This window comes from Peribacillus sp. TH27 (assembly GCF_016650915.1).
Lineage (GTDB): Bacteria > Bacillota > Bacilli > Bacillales > DSM-1321 > Peribacillus > Peribacillus butanolivorans.
The window spans coordinates 4,741,560-4,760,326 of record NZ_JAEKEV010000002.1; the positions used below are offsets into that span (position 1 = coordinate 4,741,560).

Sequence of the window (18,767 nt, forward strand, 5' to 3'; positions counted from 1 at the left end):
GAGTCTTAAAAACATCTACTGATGATTATGATTAGCATCTTGTTTAAATAATAAATAGGGGGTTCATAAAAGACCCTCTATTTATTAGTATCGATAGAAAAAATGAGAATCTTTTAAAAAAACCTAGAGATTACTTGCTTTAAAGGTATCGCCTTCATTCATGTTTCCGGATTTAAATCCTTTATTAAACCACCGCTTTCTCTGTTCGAAGGTACCGTGCGTGAAGCTATCCGGAACAACATAGCCTTGTGCTTTTTTTTGAATACGGTCATCACCAACTCCGCTGGCTGCATTCAATGCTTCCTCGAGATCACCTTCCTCAAGTAAATTCTCTCCCTGGACATGATGGGCCCAAACTCCGGCCAAATAGTCGGCCTGTAATTCAAGACTAATCCAACTCCGCCTCCAATTCCTGCTACACCTTTGCCGCTCATTCCTCTTTTGTCCTCAACGTTTGAGCTACCCTATCTTCCCTTCCATTTCATTATTTTTTCCCCCCTAGAATGCAATTTATGTACCTGAAATACCTTAGGTTATTTACTTTCTTATACCCGAATTTCCTTCAGTTTAGACAGAGGGAAGCCTTTGCAGGAAGAATTTCAATTCATGAAGGATCCAATGATAAAAAACCACTGCGATCCCTTTTCTAGGAATTCATGCAGTGGTTTCACTTCTAGTTATATTTTTTCTACATCAATCAAAGATAATGTTTCCTGAAAAAAGGATGTCTCCAAAGTGAATGATTTTTCTTTTTTCAGTATTTGAACCGTAACTTTTTCTTCTCTTAAAAGTTCCATCCTTGTTCCTTATTTAGTGATCCAATCATAAAAGTCAATTTTCATGCATAAGTTTTCATGATAAAAATAATAGCAATTTACCCACTACATCATAGTATATATGGACATATGCACAGGAGGGGTTAACAGCGTGAAAATTCATATAGTCCAAAAAGGCGATACGCTTTGGAAGCTCGCCAAAAAATACGGCGTCAGTTTTGAAGAACTGAAAAAAGTAAACGCTCAATTAAGCAACCCGGATATGATGATGCCGGGAATGAAAATTAAAATACCTGGAACATCTGGAGCTGTAAAAAAAGAAACCATTATTCCCAGCACAAACATTCCATCAGGAATGAAAGAAACTCAAATTCAGCATGCACATAAGAAAGAACAGCAAATTATGCCGAAACCGCCTATGAAAGAACAGCAGATCATTCCTAAAAAAGAACAACAAATTGTTCAGCCAAAGCCTATTATTAAAGAAAAACAAATAGTTGTTCCGAAAGAAGTACCGGTACCCATTCCGGTAGTCCCGGAAATCGATATTAATAATTATTATATGGTCAATATGACTAATATGAGTGTGCAAAAGCCCCCAGCGCCACCTCCTTTACCAAAGAAAAAAGAAAAGGCAGTGGCACCAAAAAAGAAAAAGCCAGCAGTTCAGGAGGTTTACGAAGAGCAGCCAGTTGTTCAGGAAATTTGTGAGCCTGTCGATGATTGCATTCCCGTAACACCAATCATGCCTGGAAGTGGTTTTTGTATTCAGCCGCCCCCTTGGGCGTGTATGCCTATGCAAGGAGTCCCTTATCAAGGTGTTCCTGGGTTTCAGCCTGCTCCAGCTATGCAAGGCTATCAAATGATGGAAGAAAGTTCAGACGTATGGGGAGAATCTCCTGACATGCATACAATGGGTCAAGGATATGTCCAAGGAGCCCAGCAAAATTATCCATATCAAGCATCAGCACCGGTTCCACACCATTTTTATGGAGGAATGGCGCAACAGTATCAAGTAGCAGGTTCTCATATGCAAGAAGCTTATGAGTCATCTGCTGAATCGCCATCTTTCCACGATTATCAAAATTTCCCTCAGCAACATTTTACACAGCATGCGGGTAAAAAAGAGGAAGATTGCGGCTGTAATAAAGGAATAATTGGATCATACGGACCGGAAGTGAAGGGTCAGTACCATGCCAATCAGGCGGGAAATCCTTATGCACATCACCATCCTGATTATCATCAATATCAAGCAGCTCAACCACAACAGATGCAACATCAATATGAAGAAGAGTCTTCAGAATCCGGTTTTATGGGAATGGGAGGTCAGCAAGGAGGTCAACCGGGAATGATGGGAGGCCAGCAAGGAGGTCAACCGGGAATGATGGGAGGCCAGCAAGGAGGTCAACCGGGAATGATGGGAGGCCAGCAAGGAGGTCAACCATGGATGATGGGTGGCCAGCAAGGAGGTCAACCGGGAATGATGGGAGGCCAGCAAGGAGGTCAACCGGGAATGATGGGAGGCCAGCAAGGAGGTCAACCGGGAATGATGGGAGGCCAGCAAGGAGGTCAACCATGGATGATGGGTGGCCAGCAAGGAGGTCAACCGGGAATGATGGGAGGCCAGCAAGGAGGTCAACCGGGAATGATGGGTGGCCAGCAAGGAGGTCAACCGGGAATGATGGGTGGCCAGCAAGGAGGTCAACCATGGATGATGGGAGGCCAACAAGGAGGTCAACCGGGAATGATGGCAGGCCAGCAAGGAGGTCAACCGGGAATGATGGGAGGCCAGCAAGGAGGTCAACCGGGAATGATGGGAGGCCAACAAGGAGGTCAACCATGGATGATGGGTGGCCAGCAAGGAGGTCAACCGGGAATGATGGGAGGCCAACAAGGAGGTCAACCGGGGATGATGGGAGGCCAACAAGGAGGTCAACCATGGATGATGGGAGGCCAACAAGGAGGTCAACCGGGAATGATGGGAGGCCAACAAGGAGGTCAACCGGGAATGATGGGAGGCCAGCAAGGAGGACAGCCGGGGATGATGGGAGGCCAGTATAGAGGTCAACCAGGAATGATGCCAGGTCAATTTGGAGGTCAACCAGGAATGATGCCAGGTCAATTTGGTGGTCAGCCGGAAGCAATGTTACCTGGACAAATGGGAGGCCAACCAGGTCAATTCGGGGGCGTTCGTGCACCTGAAACGTTTGGAATGCCAACTTATGTAGATGAAAGCGATGACTACTAATTATCAGCAAGACAGTGTATTTTACACTCGTCTCCTCTCTTATTTAAATCGTAGGCCAAAGAATATCCACCATCTTCAAAGTAGTGTCTATTTAATTACCTTTGAAAAGGATCCTCCGCTGATTCTTAAAGGATTTGACAGTTTTGAAAAGTGGGATCGACAAAGAGAATTGACTTCTTTGTTAAAACAAAAGGGATTCACTCAAACGTATTATATTCATCAGAATTTAATGCCTTTCCAATTTGAAGGGAAATGGTATGGCAGTATAGACTATTTGCCACCTAGTAAGAAAAAATTCCGATATTCCAATCAAAAGGATCGCCTTGAAGGAATTCAGTTACTTGAAAGCTTCCATGATGTTTCGGAACATCTGTATATTAAAGCGCCAGTTTTTGATCAATTAAGAAAATGGAAAGAACGGTTATCGCTATTCAAAAAGAACTTTTCTTATATTCGCCAATATGTTTCCGAAGAGATTATTAAGGAATGGATTGGCTGGGGTGAGTGGGCCCTTGATGGTTTTGAAAAAAATCAGTCTTTGTGGAATAAGGAAAAAAAAGTAATCATTCACGGTGATTGTGCTCATCATAATTTTTTGCGGAAAGCAGATGGCACCTTAACCTTAATCGATTTTGACTTAATGGCCAGCGCTCCAAGGTGCATTGATTATTTACAGTATGCAAATCGAATATCCAATCATTTAGAAGACGCTGCTACGATGTTATGGCAAATACCTCAACTGAAAAAATATCAATCAGACCCAGCCTTTTTATATGCTTTAACTTATCCAACGGATATTTTCCGTGAATGGAACCGCCAAAATAAAAGTTCTTCTCAGCTTCATTCTGTTTGGAAAATGACGGTGGAAGATTTTTCAGAACGGATGGAGATGAATGAAAAACTGAAAGAAAAGATTTCCTCCCTAAATAGGAAATAAAACGTGCTTTTGGCCGTAACTAACAGAGTAAAATTCCCTTTAGACAACCATGATAATTATGAGCGAAATATAGGCTCTATTGTAATGGGGAGGGTTGTTGGTGCGGAAAATAAAATGGGTATTACCGCTTTGCACGGTATTAGCTGCCACAGGCTTGGTTGGGTGCGCTAATAATAATGCAGCGGAAAACGAGAATATTACGAATGAGACAGGATATCATTCCACTGAAAAAGATGCGTTAGTTCGCAACATTAATTATCAGAATGTGGTTCAAGGCCTTTACAACAAGGATGATGAGTATAGTAAGCGGGATCGTAATTACCATGGTCATGAAAGTAAACCACTTCGGGCTCGATCATCATATTATAATGCGTATGAAGGTGAATTAGCCGACCAAGTTAATAGGGTGGCCAATTCAGAGGATTCAGTTATTGACTCCCGGGCCATTATTATGGAAGATGAAATGCTTGTAGCCTTGTTGCTCGATGACTACAACCAGGCAAAAGCTGTTAAAGAATCAGTAATGAAAAAAGTCGAACCACTCACTGAAGGCCGGACCCTTAACGTAACGACTGATAAAGGCGTGTATTTCCGGACAATGACACTCGATAACAACCTTCGTGATGGCGATACGAGAGACTCAATCATTCTGGATGCCAATGACATGTTCGATAACCTAAACATTCATGAAAATCATTTACAATGATTATGTGAAGCTGACTTAATTTTTGGAGTCAGCTTTTTTTGTTTTATCAACCCGGCCGGATTTTTTCTGGTTAATAATCCTAATTTCGGGTCAAACTACTTAAAAAGTAAACTCCCTTAAGAGGTGAGAATATTGACTAATCAACTTAGAATTCAGTTTTTCTTGACACTTTTTATACTGCCATTTTGCTATACCGTTTTTGCAGAAGAGTTGGTGCAACAGGAAAATAATCCAATTGAAAGAAAGGTAATTCTTCAGCGTATGTATCTTGATGGTGAGTTAAGTGAGGAAAAATTGACAGAAACAATTTGGACGATGGAAGACTTTTGGTTAAAATATCAAGGCTGGAAAGTAGTCGATCAGAATGAAGACCAGATTGTACTTAAGAAAATAGAAAATGATATATCTCCGCTTTTAAAGGCAAATGGATATCTAGGCATGAAAAAAGATGGTACGTTATCCATTTTTATTGGTCGACCGGAGCACGCTAAGATCATTCATACTTTCTACCAATTAGACGTTGGTAAACTCGAAGTATACAAGCAAGAAGAATTGCAAAAAGGCATACCAATCGTGAATAAAGACCAATATAAACAGCTCATTAAAGAATATGAGCCATATTCGGTAAATTAGGATGGGAATAACACCCGTCCTTTTTGTATGGGAACAGGTTTTTTTAAAAAAGTGAATTTCATTCAAGTGGAAAAATTATATCACCGTTTTTCAGCAGAAGCATAAAACTCCAATAAAATAAACAAGGTGTTAAAAGGTAGCAAGATCTAGGGAAATAGCCCTGATCAATTGCTAAATAACTTTTAATAAACTTCCACCCTTTTTTATGATAAAATGAGAGGTACAGCAAAATCAGGGAGAGAAATAATTTGTATGATTATATAAAAGGCAAGGTCGATTATATCGGACCTGAATACATAGTTGTGGAAAATGGGGGGATCGGATATCAAGTGATGACGCCGAATCCTTTTATTTTTTCCGCTCAATATCAAAAAGAGATTCAAGTTTTTCTGTATCATTATGTGCGAGAGGATATGGCCGCATTTTACGGATTTCAGACTCGTCAAGAAAAGGCATTGTTCACCAAGTTGTTGAATGTTACTGGAATTGGGCCGAAGGGGGCGCTTGCCATATTAGCGTCAGGCCAGGTCGATCAAGTGGTGCAAGCGATTGAAAGTGAGGATGAAACGTTTCTTGTTAAATTCCCAGGAGTCGGAAAGAAGACGGCACGCCAAATGATTCTTGATTTAAAAGGAAAACTCGAGAACATAATTCCGGATGCGTTTCCAAACTTGTTTAACGAAGGCATTACAGCGGCAATCAGCCAAAACGGTTATACCGAGGAGCTGGATGAAGCAATTCTCGCCTTAAAGGCTCTTGGTTATTCTGAAAAAGAAATTCAAAAGGTCGCAAAGAAATTACAAACGGAAGAAATGACGACCGAGCAATATATTAAGAAAGCATTGCAAATGATGTTAAGATAAGGAGTGGCGCAATGGAGGAGAGAGTATTCAATCAGGAAGCCGATTTGAACGAACTATCCTTTGAACAAAGCCTGCGACCGCAAAACTTAAAGCAATATATTGGACAGGATAAAGTGAAGGCGAATTTGAGCGTGTATATCGAAGCGGCAAGGATGCGTGAAGAAACGCTAGATCATGTTCTTTTATATGGACCCCCAGGACTTGGGAAGACGACACTAGCTGTCATCATCGCCAACGAAATGGGTGTCAATATCCGCACGACTTCCGGGCCAGCCATTGAGCGGCCGGGAGATCTGGCGGCAATTTTGAGTGCGCTCGAACCCGGTGATGTGTTATTCATTGATGAAATTCACCGTTTGCCTCGTGTTGTCGAAGAAGTTCTATATCCCGCTATGGAGGATTTCTGTCTTGATATCGTAGTCGGCAAGGGACCAGAGGCACGTTCGATCAGGATCGACCTGCCTCCGTTTACCCTCGTTGGGGCCACGACAAGGGCAGGTTCGCTGTCGGCACCGCTCAGGGACCGTTTTGGCGTTTTGAGCCGTCTTGAATATTACACGGAAAATCACTTGACTGATATCATCATCCGTACGGCAAGAATCATGGACACGGAAATGGATGATCAGGCCGCAGGCGAGCTTGCTAGAAGATCACGGGGAACCCCAAGAATTGCAAACCGTCTTTTGCGTCGGGTCAGGGATTTCGCCCAGGTCCGTGGAGATGGGACGATAACGGCAGAACTCGCCGATTATGCACTTGAATTAATGCAGGTCGACCGTTTAGGACTCGATCATATTGACCATAAATTACTTAAAGGGATTATTGAGAAATTTCGTGGTGGTCCCGTTGGGTTGGAGACGATTGCAGCAACAATTGGTGAGGAAGCACATACGATTGAAGATGTGTATGAGCCATATCTGTTACAGGTCGGTTTTCTACAACGGACCCCAAGAGGACGAATGGCAACACCGCTTGTTTATGAGCATTTCGAAATGGAGATGCCTGAAGGATGAATGTACCAAAAATGGTTATGATACTTGGCGTGATTATATTTGTGATTGGTTTTGCGATGAAATATATACATCTTGGTAGGCTGCCGGGAGATATTTTGTTCAAAAAGGGGAACACAACTTTTTACTTTCCAATCGTAACATCAATCATTGTCAGTGTTGTGTTGTCAGCTATTTTTTATCTAATCAGCCGTTTTAAATAACAAATTACTGCTTTGATAGACAGGTTAGGAAGTGGAACAGATGAAATTGGATATGTTTGATTTTCATTTACCAGAGGAACTGATTGCCCAAGTTCCTTTGGAAGATAGGGAAGCAAGTAGATTGATGGTGCTAGACAAAGTAACTGGTGAGCTTCAGCATGATGTATTCAGTCATATCACGGAGTATATTAAACCTGGTGACTGTCTTGTGTTAAACGATACGAAAGTACTGCCGGCACGGCTATACGGCAGTAAAGAAGAAACAGGTGGAAAAGTAGAAGTTTTGCTGTTGAAACAAGAACATGATGATGTATGGGAGACACTTGTAAAGCCAGCGAAACGAATTAAAGAAGGCACGACAATCATCTTTGGCGATGGTAAGCTGAGTGCCGTCTGCACAGGTGTACTTGAACATGGCGGTCGAATCCTAAAGTTTCAATATGAAGGTATCTTTTATGAGATATTAGAGGAACTTGGCGAAATGCCGCTGCCTCCATATATCAAGGAACAGCTCGACGACCAAGACCGTTATCAAACGGTATATGCGCGTGAACGCGGGTCGGCTGCAGCCCCAACGGCAGGGCTGCACTTTACGGAGCATTTGCTTGAGAAACTTAAAGGCATGGGCGTTCATATCGCTTTTATCACGCTTCATGTTGGACTAGGTACGTTCCGCCCAGTCAGCGTGGACGATATTGATAGTCACGAAATGCATTCTGAGTTCTACCAAATGACCGAAGGAACAGCCCGATTACTGAATAAAGTTAAAGAAGACGGTGGGAAAATCATCACGGTCGGTACTACGTCGACGAGAACGCTGGAAACGATTGCGTCTCGTAATGATGGAGTTTTTAAGGAAGAGAGTGGCTGGACGAGCATTTTCATTTATCCTGGTTATGAATTCAAAGGGATTAATGCGATGATTACGAATTTCCATTTACCAAAATCAACTTTAATCATGCTTATCTCCGCCCTCGCAGGCAGGGAACATGTTCTTCATGCCTATGAAACGGCTGTGGAAGAAAAATACAGGTTCTTTAGTTTTGGAGATGCAATGTTAATTAAGTAATATAAGAGTGAGATGCTCTTGAAGGGAGTTATTGCGTTGACTGCAATACGATATGAGTTAATCAAAACATGTAAACAGACAGGGGCACGGCTAGGTCGTGTTCATACGCCGCATGGTTCTTTTGAAACACCAGCATTTATGCCGGTTGGAACAATGGCAACTGTCAAAACGATGTCACCAGAAGATTTGAAACAAATGGGGGCAGGCATCATCCTAAGCAATACGTATCACTTATGGCTGCGTCCTGGACATGAAATTATCAAGGAAGCTGGCGGATTGCACAAATTCATGAACTGGGACAGGGCGATATTAACAGACTCTGGCGGTTTTCAAGTGTTCAGTTTGAGTGAATTCCGTAAAATTGAAGAAGAGGGCGTACATTTCAGAAACCATATCAATGGTGATAAATTATTCTTATCTCCTGAAAAAGCGATGGAAATACAAAATGCACTTGGCTCTGATATTATGATGGCATTCGATGAATGTCCGCCATTCCCGGCAACCGAAGAGTATATGAAGAAATCAGTTGAACGGACATCACGCTGGGCAGAACGCTGCTTGAATGCGCATGAGCGTCCAAAAGATCAAGGGTTGTTCGGTATCGTTCAGGGTGGAGAGTTTGAAAACCTTCGTAAACAAAGTGCGAAAGACCTTGTCTCCCTTGATTTCCCGGGTTATGCTATTGGAGGATTATCTGTTGGGGAACCGAAGGATATCATGAACCGTGTCCTTGAATTTACAAGTCCATTACTGCCAACTAACAAACCGCGTTACCTAATGGGAGTCGGTTCACCGGACTCATTGATTGATGGTGCGCTCCGCGGCGTAGATATGTTTGATTGCGTACTCCCTACACGTATTGCACGTAATGGTACGTTGATGACAAGCAATGGCCGACTGGTTGTGAAAAATGCGAAGTATGCTCGTGATTTTGGTCCAATAGATGAAAATTGCGATTGTCATGTTTGTAAAAATTATAGCCGGGCTTATATCCGCCATTTGATTAAATGTGAAGAAACCTTTGGTATTCGTCTTACGACTTATCATAATCTTCATTTTCTGTTAAACTTGATGGAACAGGTCAGACAAGCTATTCGAGAAGATCGCCTTGGAGACTTTAGGGAAGAGTTTTTTGAACAATATGGTTTCAATAAGCCAAATGCAAAAAACTTCTAATTCCATAAATATTTTAAAGAATGAAAGGAGTGAAGAAAAATGGGTAGTTTAACACAAATACTTCCGTTAATTTTAATGTTCGTATTGTTCTATTTCTTATTAATCCGTCCGCAACAAAAACGCCAGAAGGCTACGCGAAACATGCAAAGCAGTTTGAAAAAAGGTGATAAAGTTGCAACTATCGGCGGCATGCACGGAACAATCGATGCAATCGATGAATTGCAAATTGTCATTAAATCACCAGACGGTTCAAAGCTTACATTTGACCGTGCTGCCATCCGTGAAATTACGGAAAGCGCACCAAATAAAGAAGTAACTGTATAAGACAAACTAAAACCGGGCTATTGTGCCCGGTTTTTTGCTGTGGTTTTTTAATTGGTTCGCGATTCTGAACTCATATTTACTCCAAGCACGCCACCCATCATGGCTGTGATCACAAAACAGCCGTAATAAATCCATTGTTTGATGGTGAAAAGTGCATCATTACCTAAATATTGAAAAAGAAACACAACTAAAAGGTAAAGCAAACCAGTACTTCCACCTAAGAAAAGTCCTTGCTTTTTCCCTTTACCTCCTGAAATAAATCCACCAATGAACAGCGATAAAAAGGACACAATCATGATCACGTATGTCAGGGATGATTCCGTCAGTGAAGTAAAACGAAGAAGGATAGAAAAGAGTAAGCTTGCAATCATCGCTATGGCAAAGATGGAGCCGACGCCATAGATTACGGCGACACTCATTTTTTTAGTTTCGATGGTTATTCCCCCTTTTTAAAAGGCTGATACATTTAGCCTGTTGATGTGTTTGTACAAGCATATTCTTCTATTGGAACCTTTAGACCTGGTTTAAGAAGTTCTATGAAATTTGAAAAAGAATATAGAGTAATTTTTCATTTTCAAAGCCATCCTATGGATGAAGGAAGTGTTATTGAATTGGATATCTATCTAGGTATTATTTTTCGAACGACGGTAATCTATTTAGTCATCTGGTTCCTTTTTCGATTGATGGGTAAGCGGGAAGTAGGAGAACTGAGCGTTCTTGATTTAGTGGTATCTATCATGATAGGGGACATTGCTGTGCTATCCTTTGAAGATTTGGAAAAACCGTTTATCCGACAGACTATCCCAATGTTTGTCCTCGCGACCCTCCAAATTACATTAGCATTCATCTCATTGAAAAGTGTCAAGTTTCGCTATTTCATGGATGGTAAGCCACAGATCATCATCAATCAGGGGAAAATAGATGAAAAAGCGATGCGCAGACAACGATATAATTTTGATGACTTATTGACCCAGCTTCGTGAACAAGGAATTATTGATTTAAACGAAGTTCGATTTGCGATCCTTGAAACTTCAGGAAAGCTCTCGGTGATTAAAAATAGCGAAGAAGAAAGGTCGGAAAGTGAATCAATACCCTATCCGCTAATAGTCGACGGAGTGATACAGGAAGAAAATCTTAATAAAATTGGAAAAAATCATTTTTGGCTTCTGCATCAGTTAAAAGAACATGGGGATACAAAGGTTAAAGAGATATCGATTTGCGGATACATAGATGGCCAATTTTACATTGATACAAATGAAACGAAGAAATAACCGAAGCTGCTGTTACTTCGGTTATTTCTATTTCCATGCAAACCTTGATAAAAACACGCCGATTACAGGGATTCGAATTAAGTCTGCTTTTTTTATGAAGCCAGTCAAGAGCATGAAAAATGTGAACAGCAGGAACACAACGGTAACGGAAAGCAACAGTCGGGTTCCTAGAGGCTGAGAGGAGAGTGGATCTTGATAAATATAATAACCACCCCAACCGGAAATTAATGCAATAACTAAAGCCAACATATAACTCCGAAAATGAAGGGTAAAAGGAACGACTTTTAACACAGTTGAAAAATGCAGAAAGGTAACGAGCATCGAACCGACTGCTATTCCGATTGCGGCCCCCATAATACCGAAACTTTCCTTGGATGCCAGCAGCCAGATTACACCAATTTTAAGAATGTTTCCTGCAAGGCTGTTAAACATTGCGGCTTTTGCAAGGTCAAGTGCCTGAAGCATCGACTGCAACGGATATTGAAAATAATAGAGTATGAAAAAAGGTGAAAGAAATTTAATGAAAACAGCAGCGTGGGAAGAGCCATACATTACTTGTAAAATCGGTTCAGCAAAGATGAACAGAGTGACGACAGCTAAACAACCTGTAATAAAGGTGATTTTCAGGGCCTGCTGAAGCCTGTGTTCAACGAGTGAAAAGTTTCCTGTTGTCCTTGCTTCACTAACAGCAGGAACAAGGGCTGTAGCTAATGAAGCCGTAACAAAAGAAGGAAGCATGAGCAAAGGCAGTGCGTATCCTGTTAACTCTCCATATTGACTGGTAGCTGCGGCCGCGGTCACACCGGCAAGTTGCAAACTCTGAGCGACCACAATTGGTTCAAAAAACCAAGAAATTGACCCAATCATTCTGCTTCCTGTTGAAGGCAGGGCAATCCCCATCAATTCAGTAAATGTGCCTTTCCCGGATTTGACATTTTTGAAGAAGCCTTTCCGGAATTTAAAATGTTTCTTTAATTTAAAGCTTGTCAATAGGTATACAAGTGATACAAGCTCACCAATAATCGAAGCAAACATTGCGCCAGCTGCGGCATATTCGATTCCGTATGGCAAAAAGGCCTTGGTTAGGACGGCAATGAAAGTGATACGGGCTACCTGTTCTATAACTTGCGAGAAAGCGAAGGGCTTCATATTTTGCTTGCCTTGGAAATATCCGCGCAAGACAGATGAAATAGCGATAATTGGAACAATAGGGGCAATCGCCATAAGCGGCCATACCGTTCTTTCATCTGTGAATAAATATTCGGATAGAACCGGTGCAAAAAATAGCATCGCAGGAGTAAAGATCATTGATAAAGTAAATGTACAGGCCAAAGAGACGACAAGGATTTTCTTGATTTTCCTTTCATCACCTCGGGCATTGGCTTCGGCCACATATTTGGATATGGCGATTGGCAAGCCTAACTGGGTAATGTTGACGACAAGAAATAGGGTCGGTAAAGCCATCATATATAAACCAACGCCTTCTTCGCCGATAAAACGGGCGATGACAATGCGGTTAATGAACCCAAGAACCCTTGTTATCAGGCTTGCGATTAATAAAATCAGCGTCCCTTTTAAAAACTTAGACATTGAACTCCCTCCCTGCCTTCTCAAAAAAGCGGTTATGCTATACAATTATCTATATGCTTGTACTTGGACAAAGCATGACAAAAGTGTTTGCGTTCTTACAAATGATCGAATTTCCTTCTTAGAAAATGCGCATTCAATTGAGAATCATTTTTACTGGAGGCAAAGTGATGACGAAAAAGAATCACCCATATCAACGTTATTATGTAAAGGTACGTCCATTCTTGAAGAGCAAACGTGAGGAATTCCAAATGGTTGGATTGAATGCTGTTACAGAGGAAGATATATGGGCAACCTTAACCAAGAACAAATGGAAGCGGCCTCAGGAAAACATTCACCTTCACGAACTCGTAGCCGACATTGTGACATTTTCGAGCAACCAGTTCATGACCTTTCAAATGGTCGAAGCTTATAAATCACCAAATCTTTTTGAACCGCTTTCTGAAGAAGAGCTTAAAGAACTTTTGAAAGAATAAAACTGCGAAATACTTAAATTGACAGCAGTTTGTAAATGAATCATAATAGATATGGTTATGCTTTTTTTTGGAAAAAGAGTATGGAGAGCGGTGTCTTTTTTCTAACGATTTGAAGAGAATGCAACCTTATAAAACGAAAAAAAATGACAGTTTTTGAAACTCCATGAACAGGCGTATTATAGAAAGGGGCCTACTACATAATGGTAAAAAGAAGCAGAATCGTTGCGTTTTTTCTAATCGTACTTTTGATTTTCGCAGCGATGGGAACGACTTCAAAAGGAATCCTAAAGGATATCAAGCTGGGTCTTGATCTTCAAGGCGGTTTTGAAGTGTTATATGAAGTAAAACCGCTTTCTGGGGAAAAGATCACTCCGGATGTTTTGAGGGCTACAGTAAGCTCACTGGAGCGGCGTGTCAATGTATTAGGTGTAAGTGAACCTAATATTCAAATCGAAGGGAAAGACCGGATCCGTGTTCAATTAGCCGGTGTTAAAGACCAAAACAACGCTCGGGAAATCCTTTCGACTCAAGCAAAATTATCGTTCCGTGATTACAACGATAAGGAAATGATGACCGGTGCTGATCTGAAAGAAGGCGGCGCGAAACAAACGTTCCAAGATAATAAACCGGTTGTTGAAGTCACGCTGAAAGACGTGAATAAGTTTAAAGAAATCACTCAAAAAATTTCCTCAATGGAAAGCCCGACAAATGTACTTGCAATCTGGTTGGATTTCGAGGAAGGAAAAGATTCCATTAAAGATACAGCTTCACAAGACAATATGATTTCAGCTCCAGCTGTCAGTGAAGTTTTTAATACGAAGAAGGTGTATATTACCGGTCAATTTACGGTGGAAGAAGCGAAAGAGCTTGCAGCCCTTCTGAATGCAGGTGCGCTGCCTGTAGATTTAAAAGAAAAGTACTCTACTTCTGTAGGTGCCCAATTTGGTGCAGGTGCACTAAATGATACTATTTTTGCCGGAATCATCGGAATTGCACTTGTTTTTATCTTTATGCTTGTGTATTACCGCTTCCCAGGATTCATTGCAGTCGTCACTTTAAGCATCTACATTTTCTTGACGCTATTAGTGTTTGACTGGATGAATGCAGTCCTTACGCTTCCTGGTATTGCGGCATTAGTACTCGGAGTTGGTATGGCTGTCGACGCCAATATCATAACCTACGAGAGAATTAGGGATGAATTGAAACTTGGTAGATCTGTTAAAGCAGCCTATAAAGAAGGTACGAAAAATTCACTTAGTACGATCATGGATGCCAACTTAACAACCTTGCTGGCTGCGGCCGTTCTGTTTTATTATGGAACAAGCTCAGTTAAAGGGTTTGCGACTACTTTGATCATTTCGATTTTAATGAGTTTCATTACAGCCGTCTATGGTACACGTCTTTTCATGAGCCTGTGGGTAAATAGTGGGTTCTTGGACAAACGTACAACATGGTTTGGCGTGAAGAAGAAATACATTCACAATTTATCTGAGAAAATTAATTTAATGTCATTGCCAACTCGCTTTGATAAAATCGATTTCGTCAAACATAGGAAAGTCTTTTATAGTATTTCAATCGGTGTTACCCTTATCGGGATTATTTTCTTGTTCGTCTTTAGATTAAATCTTGGTATTGATTTTACTAGTGGTACCCGAATTGAGATTGCGTCCAAAGATGTTTTAACGACTCAGCAAGTCAGAACCGAAATGAAAAAGGTCGGTATTGCTGCGGATGATATCAAGGATGTTAGGCTCGCTGGACAAGAAAATAAAAATGCTGTCGTTCGTACAGTCGGTGTGCTTAATAAACAGGAAATCGCTGAGTTGAAGGACTACTTCAAGAAGGATTATGGAACAGAACCGAATGTCAGCACCGTATCCCCGACAGTCGGAAAAGAACTCGCGAAAAATGCTATGTTTGCGTTAGCGATTGCATCACTCGGCATTATCTTGTATGTATCCATACGATTTGAATGGCGGATGGCTGTTCCTGCCGTCGTAGCGCTTATACATGACGCGTTCTTTATTATTACGATATTTAGCCTACTTCGACTTGAAGTAGATATCACCTTCATTGCTGCGGTTCTGACGATTGTCGGTTATTCCATCAATGATACGATCGTAACCTTTGACCGTATTCGTGAAAACCTACGCTTCAGTCGTAAAATCAAAACCGTTGAAGAGCTTGAGAATATTGTAAATATCAGTATCAGGCAAACATTGACGAGATCCATTAACACCGTACTAACCGTTCTCATTACGGTTATCGCGTTGGCGATCTTCGGTAGTGAAGCTATCCGAAACTTCTCAATTGCCCTGTTTATCGGTTTAATATGTGGCGTGTATTCGTCTTTATTAATCGCATCTCAATTCTGGCTTGATTTGAAAATCAAAGAATTGAAGAAAAAAGGACCACTGAATACAGCAAAAGAAAAGAAACAAAGTCTTGAAGGACAAGTTTAATATGTGAGAGGGGGGGCTGGCATGATGCCAGCCTTCTTTTTGTGAGACTAGCTTTTTGAATTGGGAAATACAGCCAATTTTGAGTTTAAAATAAAATTGAAACCGTTATTGTCGTTTTGTATAATAAGTAAGTTGAGGGGTGAATTTATGTTAAAGCCAAAAACACGGTGGAACTTACGAACTGCCGATGAAAACAAAGTTGCTGAACTAGCGGAAGAGCTTCATATCACACCCTTAGTTGCGGCCTTACTTGTGAATCGTGGCCTGGATACAATTGAAAGTGCCCGATCATTTTTATTTGTAAAAAATCAAACTTTTCATGATCCATTTTTACTGAAAGATATGGATAAAGCAGTATATAGAATAAAAGAAGCCATTCAAAACGGAGAGAAAATCAGGGTTTTTGGTGATTATGATGCGGACGGCGTGACATCGACTACGGTGATGATGACGACGCTTACTAGACTAGGAGCCGATGTGGACTTTTATATTCCTAATCGGTTTACAGAGGGCTACGGGCCGAATCCAATGGCATTCCGCTTGGCTGCTGAGCAAGGTGTAAAGGTATTAATAACCGTGGACACGGGAATTTCCGCAGTTGATGAAGCGAAACTTGCTAGCGAGCTTGGCATGGATTATATTTTGACGGATCACCATGAACCGGGGCCGGAACTTCCCGAAGCACTAGCGATTATTCATCCAAAACTTGAGGACAGTTCCTATCCATTTGAAGATCTTGCTGGCGTAGGGGTTGCTTTTAAACTGGCACATGCTTTGCTAGGTGAACTGCCAGAGGATTTGCTGGAGATTGCGGCAATCGGTACCATTGCGGATTTGGTACCTTTAAAAGGAGAAAACCGCCTCATTGCAGCGAAAGGGATTGAGCAGTTACGCTTAACTAGACGTCCGGGGCTTGTTGCCCTAATGAAAGTGGCGAATATTCAGCAGGAAGCATTGAATGAGGAATCAATCGGCTTTGCAATGGCACCACGAATCAATGCAGTTGGCCGCCTTGGTGATGCTGACCCGGCTGTTGATTTATTGATGTCTGAAAACTTGGCTGAAGCGACGGAACTGGCTAATGAAATCGATGATATTAATAAAGAGCGTCAGGCGATGGTTGCTGCAATGGCGGAAGAAGCGATTCAAGAGGTTGAGGAAAACTTCCCACCGGAGTCAAATGGTGTGCTTATTATCGGGAGAGAAGGCTGGAACGCAGGGGTAGTGGGTATTGTAGCCTCCAAACTGGTTGAACGCTTTTACCGTCCGACCATTGTGTTGAGCTATGACCGAGAAAAGGGGCACGCGAAAGGTTCAGCCCGGAGTATTGCTGGATTCGACCTTTTTGAGAGTCTCTCTACTTGTCGCGAATTGCTGCCTCATTTTGGTGGACATCCGATGGCTGCGGGAATGACCTTGAAAATAGAAGACGTACAGGAGCTTAGAGATCGCATGAACATGATTGCGAAAGAACAGCTCAGCGAAGAAGATTTCACACCTATTACCAACTTGGATGGAGCCACAACATTAGCGGAAGTTTCCATTCAAACGATTCAGGAAATGAGCCTGCTAGCGCCATTTGGAGTTACCAATCCAAAGCCTAAAATCTTGATAGATTCCGTCCAGCTTTCAAGTGTCCGTAAAATTGGCGCCAATCAGAATCACTTGAAGGTGCAGCTTGAAGATAGTGAGAATCATAAACTCGACGGCGTTGGGTTTGGTCTAGGTCATTATGTGGATGAAATAGCTCCGCATGCAGAAGTCTCCGTGATCGGCGAGCTTTCCATTAATGAGTGGAATAATATCAAAAAGCCGCAAATCTTTGTTCAGGATGTATCGGTCAATCATTGGCAGCTCTTTGATTATCGCGGCAAGGGACAGGCAGAGAAGTGGCTAGCTGAGATACCGGTTCATAATCGGAAAATTGTTATTTTCTCGGAAGATATTTATAGAAGATATCCTTTTTTACAAAACCATCCCGATCTTGTTTTAATCAAGAATGAACAGGAAGCAGATCAGCTCGACTGCATGCAAGGACATGTGGTTCTTATGGACATGCCCCCGTTAAGAGAGTTGTTAAAACGGGTGATTGAAAATAAGAAGCCGTCGCGGATATACGCACATTTTTCTCATGAACAGGATCATTTCTTAAGTACGGTGCCAACACGGGACGACTTTAAATGGTTCTATGCCTTTCTTGCTAAAAAGGGTCCGCTTGATGTGAAAAGGTATGGTGATGATCTTGCCAAATACCGAGGCTGGTCAAGAGATACAGTGGATTTTATTTCAAAGGTGTTTTTTGAGCTTGATTTTGTTACAATAGAGAATGGGTTAATTATGCTCACAGCCAATGCGAAAAAACGCGATCTCAGTGAGTCTGAATCGTTTATAAGAAAGAAAGAGCAATTTGAGCTTGAACAAGAGCTTGTCTATTCTTCCTATCAGCAATTATTCGATTGGTTCAATCATTTTTTAGTTCATGAGGCAACAGACCTTGAGGAGGAAACAAAGCAATGGATTTAAAGCAATATGTAACAATTGTGCAAGACTGGCCAAAACCGGGTATTGTCTTCAAAGATATTACAACATTAATGGATAACGGCGCAGCTTATAAATACGCAACAGACCAAATCGTCGAGTACGCTCGCGATAAAAATATCGATTTAGTGGTCGGACCGGAAGCACGCGGATTCATTATCGGATGTCCAGTCGCATACTCATTGGAAGTGGGCTTTGCGCCAGTGAGAAAAGAAGGAAAGCTTCCACGTGAAACGATAAAAGTCGAATATGGCTTAGAATATGGTAAGGATGTATTGACTATCCATAAAGATGCCATTAAACCAGGACAACGTATCCTGATTACGGACGATTTACTTGCTACTGGCGGTACAATCGAAGCAACGATCAAATTAGTGGAAGAGCTTGGCGGAATTGTAGCCGGGATTGCATTCCTTATTGAATTAACAGACCTAGACGGTAAAGATAAATTAGAAGGCTATGATGTTTTAACACTAATGAACTTTTAA

General features: G+C 41.6%; 16 protein-coding genes and 2 pseudogenes. 15 read left to right on the top strand and 3 right to left on the bottom strand.

Annotated features, from left to right (window positions below; translation table 11 throughout):
- Window positions 1–123 precede the first annotated feature (123 nt).
- Window positions 124–429 (bottom strand): annotated as a pseudogene (locus JFU24_RS24190) (neutral zinc metallopeptidase); the annotation flags it as partial.
- A gap of 498 nt (window positions 430–927) precedes the next feature.
- Between JFU24_RS24190 and safA the strand changes: the two are divergent.
- The 10 genes and pseudogenes from safA to yajC all read left to right on the top strand — a co-directional run.
- Window positions 928–1,072 (top strand): annotated as a pseudogene (gene safA / locus JFU24_RS30435) (SafA/ExsA family spore coat assembly protein); the annotation flags it as partial.
- 1,941 nt (window positions 1,073–3,013) lie between these two features.
- Window positions 3,014–3,961, top strand: a complete 948-nt coding sequence (locus tag JFU24_RS24200) for a phosphotransferase (protein WP_201250610.1) — start codon at window positions 3,014–3,016, stop codon at window positions 3,959–3,961.
- 100 nt (window positions 3,962–4,061) lie between these two features.
- Window positions 4,062–4,667: a YhcN/YlaJ family sporulation lipoprotein gene (locus JFU24_RS24205; RefSeq protein ID WP_201186012.1), complete on the top strand. Its 606-nt coding sequence runs from the start codon at window positions 4,062–4,064 to the stop codon at window positions 4,665–4,667.
- A 132-nt stretch (window positions 4,668–4,799) separates the two neighbouring features.
- The gene (locus JFU24_RS24210) at window positions 4,800–5,300 is read left to right on the top strand and encodes an intercompartmental signaling factor BofC (protein WP_201250611.1); all 501 of its coding nucleotides are present in this window, start codon (window positions 4,800–4,802) and stop codon (window positions 5,298–5,300) included.
- A gap of 248 nt (window positions 5,301–5,548) precedes the next feature.
- Window positions 5,549–6,163 (top strand): Holliday junction branch migration protein RuvA, encoded by a 615-nt coding sequence (gene ruvA / locus JFU24_RS24215; RefSeq protein WP_201250612.1) that lies wholly within the window; start codon window positions 5,549–5,551, stop codon window positions 6,161–6,163.
- 11 nt (window positions 6,164–6,174) lie between these two features.
- Window positions 6,175–7,176, top strand: coding sequence for a Holliday junction branch migration DNA helicase RuvB (gene ruvB, locus JFU24_RS24220; protein ID WP_201223509.1), 1,002 nt, complete (start codon window positions 6,175–6,177; stop codon window positions 7,174–7,176).
- On the top strand, window positions 7,173–7,376 hold the full coding sequence (locus tag JFU24_RS24225; RefSeq protein ID WP_201223511.1) for a DUF2905 domain-containing protein: 204 nt from the start codon (window positions 7,173–7,175) through the stop codon (window positions 7,374–7,376). The genes ruvB and JFU24_RS24225 overlap by 4 nt, the downstream gene beginning before the upstream one ends.
- A 40-nt stretch (window positions 7,377–7,416) precedes the next feature.
- Complete coding sequence (queA, locus tag JFU24_RS24230) at window positions 7,417–8,445, top strand: tRNA preQ1(34) S-adenosylmethionine ribosyltransferase-isomerase QueA (protein WP_201223513.1); 1,029 nt, start codon at window positions 7,417–7,419, stop codon at window positions 8,443–8,445.
- A gap of 36 nt (window positions 8,446–8,481) precedes the next feature.
- A complete protein-coding gene (gene tgt / locus JFU24_RS24235) occupies window positions 8,482–9,621 on the top strand; it encodes a tRNA guanosine(34) transglycosylase Tgt (protein WP_056528321.1) in 1,140 nt (379 codons plus the stop codon).
- A 39-nt stretch (window positions 9,622–9,660) separates the two neighbouring features.
- Window positions 9,661–9,945: a preprotein translocase subunit YajC gene (yajC, locus tag JFU24_RS24240; RefSeq protein WP_053347132.1), complete on the top strand. Its 285-nt coding sequence runs from the start codon at window positions 9,661–9,663 to the stop codon at window positions 9,943–9,945.
- 47 nt (window positions 9,946–9,992) lie between these two features.
- Here the strand turns inward: yajC and JFU24_RS24245 are convergent, their stop codons facing one another.
- Window positions 9,993–10,364, bottom strand: coding sequence for a TIGR04086 family membrane protein (locus JFU24_RS24245; RefSeq protein WP_056528324.1), 372 nt, complete (start codon window positions 10,362–10,364; stop codon window positions 9,993–9,995).
- Window positions 10,365–10,532: 168 nt separating this feature from the next.
- Here JFU24_RS24245 and JFU24_RS24250 point away from each other — a divergent pair, with 168 nt between their 5' ends.
- Window positions 10,533–11,216, top strand: a complete 684-nt coding sequence (locus JFU24_RS24250) for a DUF421 domain-containing protein (protein ID WP_201186010.1) — start codon at window positions 10,533–10,535, stop codon at window positions 11,214–11,216.
- Window positions 11,217–11,243: 27 nt separating this feature from the next.
- Here the strand turns inward: JFU24_RS24250 and spoVB are convergent, their stop codons facing one another.
- Window positions 11,244–12,806, bottom strand: a complete 1,563-nt coding sequence (spoVB, locus tag JFU24_RS24255) for a stage V sporulation protein B (protein WP_057218865.1) — start codon at window positions 12,804–12,806, stop codon at window positions 11,244–11,246.
- A gap of 167 nt (window positions 12,807–12,973) precedes the next feature.
- Here spoVB and JFU24_RS24260 point away from each other — a divergent pair, with 167 nt between their 5' ends.
- The 4 genes from JFU24_RS24260 (at window position 12,974) to JFU24_RS24275 (ending at window position 18,767) form a co-directional block, all read left to right on the top strand.
- Window positions 12,974–13,279, top strand: a complete 306-nt coding sequence (locus JFU24_RS24260) for a post-transcriptional regulator (RefSeq protein WP_053347128.1) — start codon at window positions 12,974–12,976, stop codon at window positions 13,277–13,279.
- Window positions 13,280–13,479: 200 nt separating this feature from the next.
- Complete coding sequence (gene secDF / locus JFU24_RS24265; RefSeq protein ID WP_201250613.1) at window positions 13,480–15,741, top strand: protein translocase subunit SecDF; 2,262 nt, start codon at window positions 13,480–13,482, stop codon at window positions 15,739–15,741.
- Window positions 15,742–15,888: 147 nt separating this feature from the next.
- Entirely contained in the window at window positions 15,889–18,264 is a 2,376-nt protein-coding gene (gene recJ, locus JFU24_RS24270) for a single-stranded-DNA-specific exonuclease RecJ (protein ID WP_201186004.1), read from the top strand.
- Entirely contained in the window at window positions 18,255–18,767 is a 513-nt protein-coding gene (locus JFU24_RS24275; RefSeq protein WP_053347125.1) for an adenine phosphoribosyltransferase, read from the top strand. Before recJ ends, JFU24_RS24275 begins: the two co-directional genes overlap by 10 nt.

What these genes read in the sequence shown, in the direction of transcription:
- JFU24_RS24200 (WP_201250610.1), top strand. Translation starts at nt 3,014, where the DNA reads ATGACTACTAATTATCAGCAAGACAGTGTATTTTACACTCGTCTCCTC.
- ruvB (WP_201223509.1), top strand. Translation starts at nt 6,175, where the DNA reads ATGGAGGAGAGAGTATTCAATCAGGAAGCCGATTTGAACGAACTATCC.
- JFU24_RS24225 (WP_201223511.1), top strand. Translation starts at nt 7,173, where the DNA reads ATGAATGTACCAAAAATGGTTATGATACTTGGCGTGATTATATTTGTG.
- queA (WP_201223513.1), top strand. Translation starts at nt 7,417, where the DNA reads ATGAAATTGGATATGTTTGATTTTCATTTACCAGAGGAACTGATTGCC.
- yajC (WP_053347132.1), top strand. Translation starts at nt 9,661, where the DNA reads ATGGGTAGTTTAACACAAATACTTCCGTTAATTTTAATGTTCGTATTG.
- JFU24_RS24245 (WP_056528324.1), bottom strand. Translation starts at nt 10,364, where the DNA reads ATGAGTGTCGCCGTAATCTATGGCGTCGGCTCCATCTTTGCCATAGCG.
- JFU24_RS24250 (WP_201186010.1), top strand. Translation starts at nt 10,533, where the DNA reads ATGGATGAAGGAAGTGTTATTGAATTGGATATCTATCTAGGTATTATT.
- spoVB (WP_057218865.1), bottom strand. Translation starts at nt 12,806, where the DNA reads ATGTCTAAGTTTTTAAAAGGGACGCTGATTTTATTAATCGCAAGCCTG.
- JFU24_RS24260 (WP_053347128.1), top strand. Translation starts at nt 12,974, where the DNA reads ATGACGAAAAAGAATCACCCATATCAACGTTATTATGTAAAGGTACGT.
- secDF (WP_201250613.1), top strand. Translation starts at nt 13,480, where the DNA reads ATGGTAAAAAGAAGCAGAATCGTTGCGTTTTTTCTAATCGTACTTTTG.
- recJ (WP_201186004.1), top strand. Translation starts at nt 15,889, where the DNA reads ATGTTAAAGCCAAAAACACGGTGGAACTTACGAACTGCCGATGAAAAC.
- JFU24_RS24275 (WP_053347125.1), top strand. Translation starts at nt 18,255, where the DNA reads ATGGATTTAAAGCAATATGTAACAATTGTGCAAGACTGGCCAAAACCG.